The organism is Nocardia sp. NPDC052112 (genome assembly GCF_040680135.1).
Taxonomy (GTDB): domain Bacteria; phylum Actinomycetota; class Actinomycetes; order Mycobacteriales; family Mycobacteriaceae; genus Nocardia.
Window position 1 is genome coordinate 107069 of the sequence record NZ_JBFAWD010000022.1, and the last position, 13193, is coordinate 120261.

Here is a 13193-nt window from a genome sequence, read left to right on the forward strand (position 1 = left end):
GGATTGCTCGGCAAGGTTTCGGGGTTGATATGCGTCGTGATCGTCATGCCCGCAACCCAACAACCGACACCGACACCCCCGAGATTTCAGTCGGCTTCGCGCGCAGTGGCTTCCGGGCTCACCTGGTCGCGAATGGTGCGCAGACCGGCGACGAAGGCATCGAGTTGGTCGGGGGGCAGCAGACCGGTGAACCAGCGCTCGATGACCTCGAGGTAATCGGGGAGTACGCGGGCCAAGCGGGTCGCACCGGCGGCGGTGAGCACGGTGTAGGAGCTGCGGCGGTCCACCGAGTCGAGTTCGCGGCGCACGAAACCGTTGCGCTGCAGGCGGTCCACCAGTCGGGTGACGCCACTGGTGGACAGGTTGGTCTGGGCGGCGAGGTCGGTCATCCGCAGGCGACGGTCCGGTGAGCGGCTCAGGCGCATGAGCGCGTTGACATCGAGGCCGGACAGGCCGTGTTTCTTCCAGGTCGGTTCCAGCTTTCGGGTCAGGCCGTCGTACGCCTCGTAGAGCAGGCCCATGGTGGTGAGCCTGGGATCGTCGAAGAGTTCTGCGTCCACGCTGGCGAGCTTAGCGGAGATAGTTGCTGTGGGGATAGTTGACATGCGGAACATATGCGCTAGATTGTTGTCATCGCAATATTCCTCATCGCAACTAAATGGAGAATCCGATGACTACCTCTTCGCGCTGGGTCGCGGGCTTCCGCTCCACGCTTGTCGACCCCACCGAACGGATTCGCTTGGCCGAGCCGCGCGGCTTCGCCGATGAGACGGTGCGACAAGTGCTGCACCTGGTCGGCGGCGGCGAGCAACTGCGGGTGCGACTGACGAATCGCTACGGCTCGACACCGGTGACCATCGGCGCAGCCCGGATCGCGGTGCGCAAGTCCGGGGCCGAGATCGTCGCGGAGACCGATACCGAGTTGCGCTTCGACGGCAAGGCACAGGTGACCATTCCGGCGGGAACCGATATCGTCAGCGACCCGGTCGATTTCGTCACGACGGCGGGTATGGATCTGGCGCTGAGCGTTCACCTGCCGGAAGAGACCGGCCTGGCGCCCTTTTCGCATCTACCGATGGAATCGAGTTTCATAGCCCCCGGTGATCAGGTCGCCGCTGTCGCGCTGTCCGATGCGGAGGAGACCACCTCGCGCTTCTATGTGACCGGCGTCGACGTGCTCACCTCGACGAATGACCCGATCATCGTCGCCTTCGGCGACTCCTGGTTCGAAGGGGTCGGATCGACCCCGGGTGCGAACCATCGTTCGGTCGACGTTCTCGATGCACGTCTCACCAGCGGTTGGGTTCTCAATCAGGGCATCGGCGGGACCCGTTTGCTGACGGACCAGATCGGCGAACGCGGCCTGGCCCGTTTCGATCGCGATGTGCTCGCGGTGCCCGGCGTGACCCACGTCGTGCTGAACTTCGGTATCAACGATCTGATCCTCGATAACAGCACATCGTCGGCCGATGCGCTCATCGCCGGTTTCAGACAGTTGGCCGGACGTGCGCATGCGGCCGGACTCGCGGTGTACGCCAACACCATCGGCCCCTTCGCCGGCGTCATCTATCCGGACCTCAATGTCGCCGAAGGGCGGGTGGTACGCCGTGCGGTCAACGAATGGCTCCGCACCACCCGGGTTTTCGACGCGGTGTTCGATGTGGCTGCCGCTGTCGAAGATCCGAGTGATCCCGACTTCATTCGACCCGATCTGGACAGCGGCGACGGTCTGCATTTGAACGATGCAGGGCACCGCATCATGGGGGCGACCATGTCCATACCAGGCCTTACCGACTAGTTCCCCATTCGGTCGACGACGGAGACCACGCCGCGCACCTTTTCGACCGCCGCGCACGAATTCGCCGGGCGAAAACGTGCGTGGCGCGCGAATCGATGCGCGGCAGCAACTCTGGCGGCATTGGCCGAGGTTTACGGGGCCAGACCGCGCAGGACGATTTCGATGCCGAGGCGGAATTCGGTGTCGGCGTCGACATTTCCGGCGGCGGTGGCCGTTTCGACGAGTACCGGATAGTCGGCGGGGTCCAGTCGGGTCATCGCGGTGGTGCCCTGGCCCGAGAGTGGGCCGTAATGCTCGTTCTGGAGGTGACCGAGCAGGAAGGCCATGAGGGTGCGTTGGGCCAGGATTCGGTCGATGCCGGTGAAGCCCGCGTCGGTGAGGACGGTCAGCATCGCTTCGATCCAGCGCAGACTGTTGGGGGCGGACTGACGGTGGCGCACGACCAGTGGGACCGCTGCCGGGTGGCTGGATACCGTCGTGCGCATTCGATCCAGTAGCGCCGTGACGCGGTCGCGCCAGTCCGGGTCGGCCGGTGGCCTGAGGTCGATATCGGCCAAGAGGTGGTCGACGATCAGCATCTCGAGTTCGTCGCGGTCGGCGACGTAGCGGTAGAGCCCCATGGTGGCAATGCGGAGTTCCTTGGCGACCGCGCGCATGGTGAGGCCGGACAGACCGTCGCGGTCGAGCACCGCCACGGCGGCGGCCGCGACGGCGGGGCTGGTCAGCGAGCGAGGGCGGGGCACGGGTTGACAGCGTACAAGGTACGCGCATACTTGTCGTAGGAGTACGTCGTACACCTACGAAGGGAGTTTCCATGCCATTGCCGACCACGGTGCCCGCCCGAGAACTGGTCACCATCGCCGACAGCACCATTCGGATTCCGGATCAGGATTGCCTGATCCACCTGCAGTTCCGCCGCTTCGCCGGATGCCCGGTCTGCAATCTGCACCTGCGCTCGTTCGCGGTCCGGCACGCCGAAATCCTGGCGGCCGATATCCGCGAAGTCGTCGTATTCCACTCCAGCGCAGCCGAATTGCGCAAATACGAGGGCGACCTCCCCTTCGACCTGATCGCCGACCCGACCCGAACCCTGTACCGCGAATTCGGCATCGAGGCCAAACCCCGCGCCCTCCTCGACCCCCGCGCCTGGCCCACCATCATCCGCGGCGTCACGACCGCGAGCCTGGCGGTCTTTCGCAAGGAAAAGCCCGCTCCCCCAACGAAACCCGAAGGCGGGCGCCTCGGGCTGCCGGGCGACTTCCTCATCGCGCCGGGCGGGCGCGTCGTTGCCAGCAAACTGGGCAAACATGCTGATGACCAATGGTCCGTGGATGAACTGCTCGCGCTCGTGCCGAGCAGTGAGCCCCAGCATTGACCGTGGAAGCTCGACGATCGTGCGGGCCTGTGCGCTGCCACCGATGAAACAGGCCCGCCGTGAACCGCACTGTCGACTCAGGGCATCAGCGAAGCCGGATCCACTGTGAATTCAAAGGGATCGCGCACGGTGACAATGTCTCCGGTCGCCACCCGATGCTTCTGCGCGTAGGTCTCGTCGGCACCGAGGACGTGGGTGAACACGACCGGCAACGCTTCGTTCACGAGCTGGTCGCCGAACGGATTGATCTCGACGCGCCAGTAGTTCGGAATACCGGCCGCGGCGTACAGCACTGGCTTGACCATACGGTCCTGCAGCGCCGTTGATTCGGACACCACTTCGACGACCAGCTTCACCTGCTCGACCAGGACAGCACTGTCATCCCACTGGATCGGGCCGCTCACCACGATGAGGTCGGGAACCGGCTCGTCATCGCCGACCAGAACTCCCACGCCCGCGAGTACGACGTGGCCAGGTGGCAGCGCGACTTCGAGAGCCCGGACCAGGCAGGCGATCAGAGTCTGATGCCGAGGCGTCGGGGCAGCGGTGACGATGAGCTGACCGTTCAGCACCTCGTACCGCAATCCGTTCTCGGGCAGGTGATCGAGGTCAGCGGCCGTCCAATCGCGCAATCCGGGAATCGGCATGTGATCACACTGCCACCTCGTCGGACGGAAATGAACCTGGACCAGGTCCCACTGAGCCGTGTCAGCGGCGTATCAGCAGGGGTGGGCATGGTACTGGGCAGGCCGGACACACGGGGCACGGAAGACCTCGATGCTGTGGGCGGACAGAACGGAAAGGTTGGACGATGTCTGAAGTTGCGCTGGATGCATTCGTGGCGGAGATGGCTGCCGAGTTCGGGGTGCCGGGGGCCGCGGTCGGGGTGTGGGTTGATGGGCTGGAGGTTTTCGCCGCGCACGGTGTGACGAGTATCGAGAGTCCGGTGCCGGTGGATCGGGACACGATGTTCGTGTTGGGGTCGGTCAGTAAGACGTTCACCGCGACGGCGGTGATGCGGCTGGTCGCGGAGGGCAAGGTCGAGTTGGACGCGCCGGTGCGGCGGTACGTGCCGGAGCTGGTGCTGGCCGATGACGCGGCGGCGGCGGAGCTCACGGTGCTGAATCTGCTCAATCACACCGCGGGGCTGGGGATTCGGCTGATCGTCGAGACGGGGGACGGGGACGATGCGCTCGCCGAGTATGTGGCGCGACTGAACGAGCTGGACCTGGTCGCGCCGGTCGGTGCTCGCGCCTCCTATTCGCAGGCTGGATACAACCTGCTTGGGCGGGTCGTCGAGAAGGTCACCGGGCTGACTTTCGAGAAGGCGGTCGCACAGCTGCTGCTCGACCCGATCGGGCTGTCGCGCAGTCGCTATCTGTTGAGCGAGATCATGTCTCGGCGCTTCGCGGTCGGACACAATCGCGGTGCGGATGGCGCGCTGACGGTCGCGCGCGAGTGGAAGGACACGCGCGCCAATAATCCCGGTGGCGGCATCGTATCCTCGGTGGCCGACCAATTGCGTTGGGCGCGTTTTCAACTCGGTGACGGCCGGGCGGAGAACGGGGAGCAGGTCATGCCCGCCGAGGCACTGGCACGAATGCGGGAACAGACCGTCGAGTTGCCCGGCAGCTCACTCGGCGACGCCTTCGGCATCTGCTGGTTCCTGCGCGAGGTGGACGGTGTGCGAATCGTGAGCCACGGCGGCTCGTCGAACGGCCAATTCGCCGAACTCGTTACGGTGCCGGAGCGAAATTTCGCCATCACTGTCATGTCCAATGCGGGTCCGGAGGACGGCATCCAGTTCAACCAGGCGGTGGTGCGGTGGGCGCTCGAGCACTACCTCGGCGTGGTCGACAAGGATCCCGAACCCCTCCCCTTCGATCCGGCGCGGGCCGAGGAGATCATCGGCGATTACGAAATCGACGCCATGACACTCACCATCGGCACCGATGAGACCGGCCTGACGATCGCCTGCGGAATCAAGCCAGAAGTCCGCGCGGCCTCGGAAATCGAACTCCCCCCGGACCTTCCAGCGGCGGGTCTCGGACTGCTCCCCGGCAACCGCGACGAATACGTCGTCACCAGTGGCGGTCTGCAGGGCCAGCGCGGTTTCTTCACCCGCGACGAGAACGGCCGGATCGTGGGCGCCGATCTGGCCGGTCGGATGTTCGGTCGAGTCCAACAGCCCTGAAGTCGCGGCAAGAACAGTGAAAGCCGTTGCCGCACACCGGCAACGGCTTTCACTCCTCGAATAGGCGTCGAGTTGCGTGACGCGGAGCGTTCGCGAGCGGGATCCGTGGTCGCCGCATCCCCGGTGGCGGACCGGACCATGCGGCCGGAGCGAGTTTCGTGAGCTGCTTGACGAAGAGTGAACCGTACGTGCACACTGCTCTCATTAGAGAGCGACGCTCTCAAACTGAGGGAGAGTAGACATGTTGGAAGTCTGGAAATGGGCCAACCTCACACTGGCGTTCGTGATGGAGTTGGTTGCGCTCGCGGCGCTGGGGCTGTGGGGCTGGAAGACCGCCGACGCGACTCTGGTCAAGCCGACGTTGGCGGTCGGCGTGCCTCTCCTCGCAGCGCTGGCCTGGGGCCTGTTCGCATCGCCGAATGCGACATTCGACCACCCGTTGCTCACGCTGGCCACCAAGGTCGTGGTGTTCGGCGGCGCGGCGGTCGGGCTCTGGGCCGTGCACTACCGGGCGGCCGCGGTGGTCTTCGTCACCGTCCTGGTCGCGAACTTGCTGGCGATCAGGCTCGGGCACTTGACCCTGTGAGCGCTTCGCATGGCGTCGGTCACCGCGAGCCGGTTTTCCAGGATCGCGTGCTGGTCAATGCTCGTGGATCACTGGCGTACTTCAACATTCCGCTCGTACTGACCTACACAGCCGACATCGCGTTGTGATTTGCCTTTCGCTGTCGATGACATCCACAGCGGTATTCAAGACCCGGACAATCGACCGAAAATCTAGGGCTTGCTACGCCAGCGGTCGAGCGCGGTCCCGACCAGCGCCCGAGCATCCTTGCCGGTCACAGCCTGCCTTGCGAGCGTTTCGAACGCTCGGGCGTACAAGGCGATCTCTCGGGGTTGCGTGATGGTCAACTCTGCTGTGATGGCTTCAACCATCACCATTCGGTCATCGAACATGACGAAGTTAGTTGCAGGCGTAAGCCATTCGGCATTCGATGGCACCACGCCGAACAGCATCCGAGGTAGCCCCATGACAGCTAGGAGCCGATCCAGCTGACCGGTCATCACCTCAGCGTTGCCCACAGTCGTAGACAACGACTGTTCAGTGATCAAGATATGGAATCGGTGGTCACCGCGGTAGAGGACTTTTTGCTGTTCAAGCCGTTTCGATACGCCTTGGTCCACGTCGTTGGGTATCCGATAGAACTCGGTGACCCGGCGTAGTACCGCCTCGGCGTATGCGGCGGTCTGGAGCATCCCTGGGATCAGCACCGGTTCGTAGATCCGCATGAGCTTTGCCTGTTCGGCAAGCGTCACCGACTGTTGTTGTCGGCGTTTGGTGCCGGTGTGTAGCAAGCGCCTGTATTCGAGGTACGCCGATTCGATGTTGCGGACGGTCGCGACGAGGTCGGACAACTGGCTCTCCGTGGCCGTGTGGACACAGTACGCGCGTAGTTGCGCCTCGGTGGGAGTTCGGTGGCCGGTTTCTATCTTGGACACAAGCGACTCGTGCCAGCCCGCCAAAGCGGCGAGCTGGCGTCCAGTGAGTCCGGCGTCCTTCCTGATCTCGCGGAGGCGCTTCCCGAGCGCTTCCCGCTGTTCATGAACCGAGTTTGTCACAGCGTGGCGTGCGCGAACTCGGCGTAGGGCGTAGCCAGTTTCCACAGCCGTTCTCGGATGCTGCGGCAGTAGGCGACTATGCGCGGGTCGTCGGTCGTGGCGCCTCCGACCCCGGAGCCGTTGGTGTCAACGACGTTGAAGGCGACTAGCGAATCGTCGTACAACCACCAGTCATCTGCCGGGAGTTCTCCGGCGAGATGCCTTGGCATGTAACGGATGTCCTCCCCCGCCTCGGCATTCTCGGGTGTGATCGACAACAACCAACGGTGATAGTCCGGCAGCGGCACCGTGACTACTCGCACCCGCGAGACTGCGACGCCCCTGTTCGTGGCGTCCCGCATCAGGTTCAGCCACGGCAGAAACCATGCGTAGTCGTCGTCTCTGTGTCCGGCAAGGAACCGCTCGAGCTGCGGGTTCTCGTCGTCAACGTCGTAGGCGTCCTTGGTTTCGAGATGGAACGCTGAGCGCTCAGCTTGCCGAAATAGATCCCAGAACGCCTCGCCTTGCACAAGTCGCACCGTAGAACTTCCTTTCTCGCCTCGGCACTTCGATAGCCGTCTCATCTTCGGCTAAGTCGAGCTGATCCAGCGTCTCAGCATCCGTAATCGGTCGGCCGGAGATGGTGAACGTTCCCCGGCCGGTGTCGGTCATGGTCGCCCCGACGAACGTATCCGGATCAGCGAACCCGAGCAGCAAGTGTGGGATCTCGATAGTGCCGGAGTGGTCGGTTTGCCACCCCTGGACGAGGTAGCTGTCTTGGTCGGTGGCGTACAGCGTCGGGCAATGGCCTTGTCCTGACCCGCCGCTGCCCAGGACCACGATCCGGATGTCCTCATCCGCGGCATCCGTCGGCTCGTTCACGGTGACGAACCAGTGGGTGACCTCGCCGTCGGCCAGGTCGTCCGCGATGTCATCCGTGCTGGGGAGCACCGAAAGGGCACCGGCGGTCGCCGCGGACAGGGATTCGAGGAACGCGACTCGGCCCGAGACGGCGGTGGTCAAGGTCGTCGACTCGTAATCGATGTCGTACTCCGAGCGGACCTGCTCGGCCTGTTCGAGTGCCTCGGTCTGGCTGAAGGCACGGACCGTGCCGTCGGCCGCGAGGACCACGAAGGCCGGGTGCTCCTCGGCGAGCGGGCGGACCCGATCGGCGTAGGAGACCGGATGCGATGGGGCCGTGGCCAATTCTGCCTGCACTGCCGGATCGCTCGGGACCAGCCAGTTGATCGGGCCGTCGACCGGTTCCAGCGTGATACCGAAAATGGCCCCGGCGGTGGCCATTTCGGCGGCACTCAGATCACCGGCGAACAAGCAGGCGGCACCGGCCTTCTGGATGGCCCAGACCGCGACCACCGCGTCCACCGAACGCGGCAGCGCCAGGGCCACCACATCGCCGGGCCCGGCACCGTGCGCGATCAGCACCCTGGCCAGCTGCGAGGAACGACGATCCAGCTCGTGGTAGGCGATTTCGTCGCCCTCGACCAGCAGCGCGGGCGCCTCCGGATCCGCCTCGACCACCTCGGCGAGCACCCTCGACACCGTGCGCGCACCGACCCGGCCCACCGGTTCCGGCGCTGGCGCCGTTGTCGCGATACCGGATTCGACGAGCAGGCGAGCCCGCTCATCCGCATCGAGGATATCGATATCACCGACCAGTCCGGCGGCATCGCCGACCAGCGCGTCCAGTACCCGAATCAGCCTGGTGGACAGGGTTTCCACCTCATCGGCGGTGAACCGGCTGATGAGGTACTCCAGGGTGAATTCGAGGGTGGACTCCGCGGTCACCTGCAGGGTGAGCGGGTAGTGCGTCGCACTATCCACACCGACATCGGTCACCGACATGCCATCGATCGAGCTCGCCGCGGCGATCGCCTCCCGATCGATCGGATACGACTCGAACACCAGCAGGGTGTCGAAGTGCGAGGCGATTCCGGCGGCCCGCTGGATATCGGACAGACCGACGTAGTGGTGGTCCAGCAACTCGGCCTGTTGAGCCAATGCCGACGCTGGCACGAGTGGATGCAGGGGACGTATTTCACGCGCCAGTCAAACCTAGGGTTGTCAGATGACCGGTCACACCAGGTATAGGGGTGGCCGCATATTGCTCGGCCGCTCGCGTCTGAGCAGATCGCGTAACGCCTCTCCTGCGTCCGCCCCCATCGCGCCGGTAAGCTCGATTACACGGCGGATTGTCAGGGCGTTGATGCCGCGGACTGACGCGGCGTGCGCGTAACGGTCGATATCGACAATTGAGTTAGCGGTTGGTGTCCGCCGTTCTCGATGTGCGGACAACCGAATGCGTTCGGTATCGATATCGCTGTAGCCGCGACGGGCGCGAATGCGCTGCTCGACTTGGTCCAGTGACGTGGTGTCGGACAAGTCGGCCGCGAGTGAGTGCGTAGCTACGCCGGAGGCGTCGACCTCATATACCACCACAGCGTCATCGGTGATCCTGATGAGCGAATCACGCTGGGACTCGACCTCACCGCGCCATCCTTGTGCGGCGACGCAAAGCAGTCCATTGGCCTCGGACGGGTGCCAGTTCCACACTTCGGCGACCATCGACACATCAGCAGCGCCGAGTTCGGCGACCGCCGCCGAGCCCTGGCGATCTAGCAGCGTGCAGAGTTCAGGCGGTGTCAGCTCCCCGTCGAGCCCAACCCCGGCGATGAGCAGGTGCAGAGGTATTTCCGACTGTATGGCGGCTGCCAACGTGAGCGAGTCGGCCAACGGGCTGCGTAGTCCAGCCTCGTGTCCTTCAGCGAGGATGTCACCGCCGACATCAACGACGATCAACACATCCGCGCCGAAAAGTTCAGCCGCAGAGCGGAATTGAGCCGCGAGACCGATCGCACCACCGGCCGGGTCCATGAGCACTAGGGGGTGCGCCAGGTAGGGAACGAGCGGCGGCAGTGTCGACCAACCGGGGCCGTGGAGTCTCGTCGACACGGTCACCTCAGCGATCAGTTCGTGATGTCCGGTCAGACCGTCGAAGTCGCCGCGGCCACGTGGCCCAGGGGTTGGGTCGACGATGAGGCGGTCCCATGAATAACTCATGATGGCCACGATGTCGAACCGTTGCCGAAGCTTCACCGCGAGTACCGACGCGGTGACGACGTCGCCACCTCCCCCTGCGGCGATCATGATTGCTTTGCTGGTCATTGGGTGGCTCATAGTACTCTGTCCAGTGACATAGGACACCCGGAGGAATGTTGCCCGAAATCGAAGAGGTACTGCCGAAGTATCTACAGATCGCCGGGTATCTCCGAGATCAGATTGTGCGCGGCGACCTTCCTCCTGGTGGCGAGGTCCCGTCGGTGCGCGAACTCGCTGCGGAGTGGCACGTCGCCCGGCCGACAGCCAGCAAGGCTCTCGACGCATTGCGGCAGCAAGGTCTTGTCGAATCGCGCCGCGGAAGTGGCACCTACGTGCGTGCGCCCCAGGCCGCGCCTCGAGCGCGGGAGCGGTTCGAACGTGCTGCTGCGTTAGGCACCATGTATTCCGACTCGGAGTCAGTGCGGTTCCCGTTCGTCGGCATCGTCGATGCGCCCGAGTATGTGTCGGACGCGCTCGACCTTCCCGCAGGTTCCGCAGTGATCCAGCGCCAGCGGGTGATCGACGGCAATAGTGGACCGATCGAGCTGTCGACATCCTGGTTCGATGCTTCACTGGCCGAAGCGGCACCGCGCCTACTAGAGGCCGAGCGCCTGCGTGGTGGGACCGTCCCCTATCTCGCTGGTGTGCTCGGTATTCGATCGGCGTACGCCCGCGACCAGGTATGCGCCCGGGATGCGAGCGCGACGGAACGACAAGCACTTGGACTTGGCGAGCACGCGCCAGCGTTGGTCTACTGGCTATCGGCCTACGACTCTGACGATCGCCCGTTCCAGTTCGACGAAGCGGTGTATCCGCCGGAACGTTGGGCGTTCCGGCAGGAGTATCCAATAATTTTCTAGGCATCTCGGGAAGCTGGCCAGAAATCTTTACTGGTTGACGAACTGTCCTATGACACTTACACATAAATGTGTCATAGTTCACCTACGCCCCGCCGTCGGGTGACCCCCCTCATCCTCGGCGGCGGGCGCGAATCATCCGTCTACCTGCCGGGGGTGGCCCATGGTCGCATCGTCTGATTCCACACTGCCGCAGCGTGATCCCTTCGTCGGGCCGCCCGGTAGGTACAGCGGCGCACCGGGCGATGTGGTCGAGGTGTTCGCGGAAGCGGTCCGTGAGTGGGCAGATCGACCCGCACCCACAGACCTAACGGCGAAGCCCTGCCCCCGCTGCACCTATGAGGATGCCGAGCCGGACACCGGGATTTGCCGCTACTGCATGGCCGCTATCGAGCGAGCAGGCAAGGCCGCGCTTATCGCGATGCGCGAGGCCGACGATAGAACCGATCGCCCGGCGGGCTGGTTGCAGCGCGACGACGGATCATGGGCGCCTGTCGACGATCACGGGTTTATCGGCCAGACGTTCGCATTCGCCTTGGATGACCACCACGAGATCGACGAGCGCACCGTGATCGCCGTCGAGCCGATCTCCATCGACGACACGGAGGTCGGCTAGATGTCGACGACTGGACTTGTATGCGCAACCGCCGCAGGGGTTTTGACGTTGGGCGTCGTGGTCTTCTATGTGCTGCCGTACCTTGTCGACCGCCCGGTGCACGTCGACGGTGAACGCCCCAGCACGGAAATACTCGCGCGCATCGCTCGCGACCGGTGCCACCGTGCACCGGACTATTCGTACAGCATCGATGAAGCGCGCCGCGTATTCCGTGCGCGCATCAACTGCGATGCCGACTCGTGCGGCGCAAAGCATGAGGCGGTCTGGACTTTGATCGACGCCGGCGTGCTCCGGCCCGCCGCATATGTCGAGCGGTAGGACGTCTGATTCGCCCGATACAACGCGCGTAATTTCCCAACTCAACGAAGGAACTGAATAATGCTATCCCGCTGTAACACAATCATTTTCGTCGGAATACTCGGTGCCGCCGCGCTCGGCACCGCCCCGGCCGCGGCCTCGGCGCAGCCGGTCGACGTCTCGGCCAAGTCCTGCGGGTTCGAGTTTTCGCGGACCCTGCCGATGGTGCTGACACCACAAATCACCGCGCGAGGCTTGGCGCAGTGCGACGCACCGCCCGAAGAACACACCCTGACCCTCGCGCTGCAATACGACAACAACGGGCGATGGGAGACGGCCTGTTCCAAGACCGACAGCAGCATCCCCCCGGGTGCGCCGGGCTTCGCCACCTACGAAGTCTCCGCCGCCTGCTACGCGGGGCGCTGGCGAATGGCTGTGAGCATCCTCGGCCGCCTTCAGGGGACACCCTTCGCATTCAGTGACTACTCGACCGTGCGCGAGGTACCGTCCAGTCAATGCCCTAGCCGATGAGAGAGGCGAATATGTCCGACAGCCAGGCCAATGGCCTCGACATGGATAAGTCGCGCGAACTGTGTGACCGGATCCAGGCGGTTGTGGAGGAGCTTCACGCGATCGCGGGTACGCCGAAACATCCGGCGATTGCCCTGCTGATGAAGGCCGCAGATGAGATCACCGCAACGGCGATGGCCAATTCGCCACGCCGTTATGCGGACTACGAGCCGAAGTCGGCGTGACCGGAACGTCTACTGTCACGCACGCCGATGAGGGGAATTCATGAAATCCGTTGCGAGTGTTTTGGTCTTCGCCGATGCGTCCGTAGCGGTCGCGGCTTGCAGCTCGACGAGCACCGACGACAGCCACGCTGCGCACTCGTCGTCAGTGTCGGCCGCACCGGCGGCGACAGTGGCGCCCGCTGCCGGTGGCTGCTATCCGTCGTCGCCAATTTCCGACCCTGATCTCGCGGCGTTCGCGGCCGGGCTGCAACTCCCGGCGGGCGTGCAGGTAGTCACCGGGTGCGTGAGCACCCAGAGCGATGAGCCGGGCTTGGTCGGTGTGGCGATAGACCTGTGCGTGTCCGACTCGCGCACACCCGATGCTCTGCGCCCGATCGCGACCGATATCGCGAAAGCATTTAACGGCACCGACCTCGGGGCGAGAACGTTCGCGCTGTATGTCGCCGATATGGATCCGGCGTACAAGACTGAGGCCACGATCAAGGATCCTGACTATCAGCTGCACTTATGGAACGGCAAGCCGAGCGCCGCGACCGAATTGAAGACGCGGGCAAGTCATCACGGGCTGAGCCAGTAACGCCGCAA

Annotated in this window: 18 protein-coding genes and 1 pseudogene; 11 read left to right on the forward strand and 8 right to left on the reverse strand. The window is 64.2% G+C overall.

Going from position 1 to position 13193, the window contains the following annotated elements:
- Positions 1–86 precede the first annotated feature (86 nt).
- Positions 87–560 carry a MarR family transcriptional regulator gene (locus AB0L58_RS33300; protein WP_364393158.1) on the reverse strand — a complete coding sequence of 158 codons (474 nt, stop codon included), beginning with the start codon at positions 558–560 and terminating at the stop codon, positions 87–89.
- A 110-nt stretch (positions 561–670) separates the two neighbouring features.
- On the opposite strand from AB0L58_RS33300, the gene AB0L58_RS33305 reads away from it, so the two are divergent.
- Positions 671–1798, forward strand: a complete 1128-nt coding sequence (locus tag AB0L58_RS33305; RefSeq protein ID WP_364393161.1) for a GDSL-type esterase/lipase family protein — start codon at positions 671–673, stop codon at positions 1796–1798.
- A gap of 131 nt (positions 1799–1929) precedes the next feature.
- On the opposite strand, the gene AB0L58_RS33310 is transcribed toward AB0L58_RS33305, so the two are convergent.
- On the reverse strand, positions 1930–2541 hold the full coding sequence (locus AB0L58_RS33310; RefSeq protein WP_364393163.1) for a TetR/AcrR family transcriptional regulator C-terminal domain-containing protein: 612 nt from the start codon (positions 2539–2541) through the stop codon (positions 1930–1932).
- 71 nt (positions 2542–2612) lie between these two features.
- Here AB0L58_RS33310 and AB0L58_RS33315 point away from each other — a divergent pair, with 71 nt between their 5' ends.
- The gene (locus AB0L58_RS33315; protein WP_364393165.1) at positions 2613–3173 is read left to right on the forward strand and encodes a peroxiredoxin-like family protein; all 561 of its coding nucleotides are present in this window, start codon (positions 2613–2615) and stop codon (positions 3171–3173) included.
- Positions 3174–3250: 77 nt separating this feature from the next.
- Here AB0L58_RS33315 and AB0L58_RS33320 read toward each other — a convergent pair whose 3' ends face one another.
- A complete protein-coding gene (locus AB0L58_RS33320; protein WP_364393167.1) occupies positions 3251–3820 on the reverse strand; it encodes a Uma2 family endonuclease in 570 nt (189 codons plus the stop codon).
- Between the two features lie 164 nt (positions 3821–3984).
- Between AB0L58_RS33320 and AB0L58_RS33325 the strand changes: the two genes are divergently transcribed.
- The 3 genes from AB0L58_RS33325 to AB0L58_RS33335 all read left to right on the forward strand — a co-directional run bounded on the left by AB0L58_RS33325 (position 3985) and on the right by AB0L58_RS33335 (position 6081).
- Entirely contained in the window at positions 3985–5367 is a 1383-nt protein-coding gene (locus AB0L58_RS33325) for a serine hydrolase domain-containing protein (RefSeq protein ID WP_364393169.1), read from the forward strand.
- Between the two features lie 241 nt (positions 5368–5608).
- The gene (locus tag AB0L58_RS33330; protein WP_364393171.1) at positions 5609–5953 is read left to right on the forward strand and encodes a YrdB family protein; all 345 of its coding nucleotides are present in this window, start codon (positions 5609–5611) and stop codon (positions 5951–5953) included.
- Positions 5950–6081 (forward strand): hypothetical protein, encoded by a 132-nt coding sequence (locus tag AB0L58_RS33335; protein ID WP_364393173.1) that lies wholly within the window; start codon positions 5950–5952, stop codon positions 6079–6081. The genes AB0L58_RS33330 and AB0L58_RS33335 overlap by 4 nt, the downstream gene beginning before the upstream one ends.
- A gap of 63 nt (positions 6082–6144) precedes the next feature.
- On the opposite strand, the gene AB0L58_RS33340 is transcribed toward AB0L58_RS33335, so the two are convergent.
- From AB0L58_RS33340 to AB0L58_RS33360, 5 genes and pseudogenes are all read right to left on the reverse strand, one after another.
- The gene (locus AB0L58_RS33340) at positions 6145–6783 is read right to left on the reverse strand and encodes a DUF5753 domain-containing protein (RefSeq protein ID WP_364393212.1); all 639 of its coding nucleotides are present in this window, start codon (positions 6781–6783) and stop codon (positions 6145–6147) included.
- Between the two features lie 18 nt (positions 6784–6801).
- Positions 6802–7032: pseudogene (locus AB0L58_RS33345) on the reverse strand (helix-turn-helix transcriptional regulator); the annotation flags it as partial.
- A complete protein-coding gene (locus AB0L58_RS33350; protein ID WP_364393175.1) occupies positions 6984–7496 on the reverse strand; it encodes a DUF6879 family protein in 513 nt (170 codons plus the stop codon). The pseudogene AB0L58_RS33345 and the gene AB0L58_RS33350, both read right to left, overlap by 49 nt.
- Positions 7456–9000 carry an AMP-binding protein gene (locus AB0L58_RS33355; protein ID WP_364393177.1) on the reverse strand — a complete coding sequence of 515 codons (1545 nt, stop codon included), beginning with the start codon at positions 8998–9000 and terminating at the stop codon, positions 7456–7458. Before AB0L58_RS33355 ends, AB0L58_RS33350 begins: the two co-directional genes overlap by 41 nt.
- Positions 9001–9060: 60 nt before the next feature.
- The gene (locus AB0L58_RS33360; protein WP_364393180.1) at positions 9061–10149 is read right to left on the reverse strand and encodes a DUF1152 domain-containing protein; all 1089 of its coding nucleotides are present in this window, start codon (positions 10147–10149) and stop codon (positions 9061–9063) included.
- A gap of 47 nt (positions 10150–10196) precedes the next feature.
- Between AB0L58_RS33360 and AB0L58_RS33365 the strand changes: the two genes are divergently transcribed.
- The 6 genes from AB0L58_RS33365 (at position 10197) to AB0L58_RS33390 (ending at position 13185) form a co-directional block, all read left to right on the forward strand.
- Positions 10197–10943 (forward strand): GntR family transcriptional regulator, encoded by a 747-nt coding sequence (locus AB0L58_RS33365; protein ID WP_364393182.1) that lies wholly within the window; start codon positions 10197–10199, stop codon positions 10941–10943.
- Between the two features lie 244 nt (positions 10944–11187).
- Positions 11188–11556: a hypothetical protein gene (locus AB0L58_RS33370; protein ID WP_364393185.1), complete on the forward strand. Its 369-nt coding sequence runs from the start codon at positions 11188–11190 to the stop codon at positions 11554–11556.
- On the forward strand, positions 11557–11874 hold the full coding sequence (locus AB0L58_RS33375) for a hypothetical protein (RefSeq protein WP_364393187.1): 318 nt from the start codon (positions 11557–11559) through the stop codon (positions 11872–11874).
- Positions 11875–11934: 60 nt separating this feature from the next.
- The gene (locus AB0L58_RS33380; RefSeq protein WP_364393189.1) at positions 11935–12384 is read left to right on the forward strand and encodes a hypothetical protein; all 450 of its coding nucleotides are present in this window, start codon (positions 11935–11937) and stop codon (positions 12382–12384) included.
- Between the two features lie 11 nt (positions 12385–12395).
- Positions 12396–12608 (forward strand): hypothetical protein, encoded by a 213-nt coding sequence (locus AB0L58_RS33385; RefSeq protein WP_364393191.1) that lies wholly within the window; start codon positions 12396–12398, stop codon positions 12606–12608.
- Between the two features lie 169 nt (positions 12609–12777).
- Positions 12778–13185, forward strand: a complete 408-nt coding sequence (locus AB0L58_RS33390) for a hypothetical protein (RefSeq protein ID WP_364393193.1) — start codon at positions 12778–12780, stop codon at positions 13183–13185.
- Positions 13186–13193: the final 8 nt, after the last annotated feature.

Bases quoted from the DNA above. Each gene is read 5' to 3' on its own strand.
- AB0L58_RS33305 (WP_364393161.1), top strand. From the start codon at position 671: ATGACTACCTCTTCGCGCTGGGTCGCGGGCTTCCGCTCCACGCTTGTC.
- AB0L58_RS33315 (WP_364393165.1), top strand. From the start codon at position 2,613: ATGCCATTGCCGACCACGGTGCCCGCCCGAGAACTGGTCACCATCGCC.
- AB0L58_RS33320 (WP_364393167.1), bottom strand. From the start codon at position 3,820: ATGCCGATTCCCGGATTGCGCGATTGGACGGCCGCTGACCTCGATCAC.
- AB0L58_RS33325 (WP_364393169.1), top strand. From the start codon at position 3,985: ATGTCTGAAGTTGCGCTGGATGCATTCGTGGCGGAGATGGCTGCCGAG.
- AB0L58_RS33330 (WP_364393171.1), top strand. From the start codon at position 5,609: ATGTTGGAAGTCTGGAAATGGGCCAACCTCACACTGGCGTTCGTGATG.
- AB0L58_RS33360 (WP_364393180.1), bottom strand. From the start codon at position 10,149: ATGACCAGCAAAGCAATCATGATCGCCGCAGGGGGAGGTGGCGACGTC.
- AB0L58_RS33365 (WP_364393182.1), top strand. From the start codon at position 10,197: ATGTTGCCCGAAATCGAAGAGGTACTGCCGAAGTATCTACAGATCGCC.
- AB0L58_RS33375 (WP_364393187.1), top strand. From the start codon at position 11,557: ATGTCGACGACTGGACTTGTATGCGCAACCGCCGCAGGGGTTTTGACG.
- AB0L58_RS33380 (WP_364393189.1), top strand. From the start codon at position 11,935: ATGCTATCCCGCTGTAACACAATCATTTTCGTCGGAATACTCGGTGCC.
- AB0L58_RS33385 (WP_364393191.1), top strand. From the start codon at position 12,396: ATGTCCGACAGCCAGGCCAATGGCCTCGACATGGATAAGTCGCGCGAA.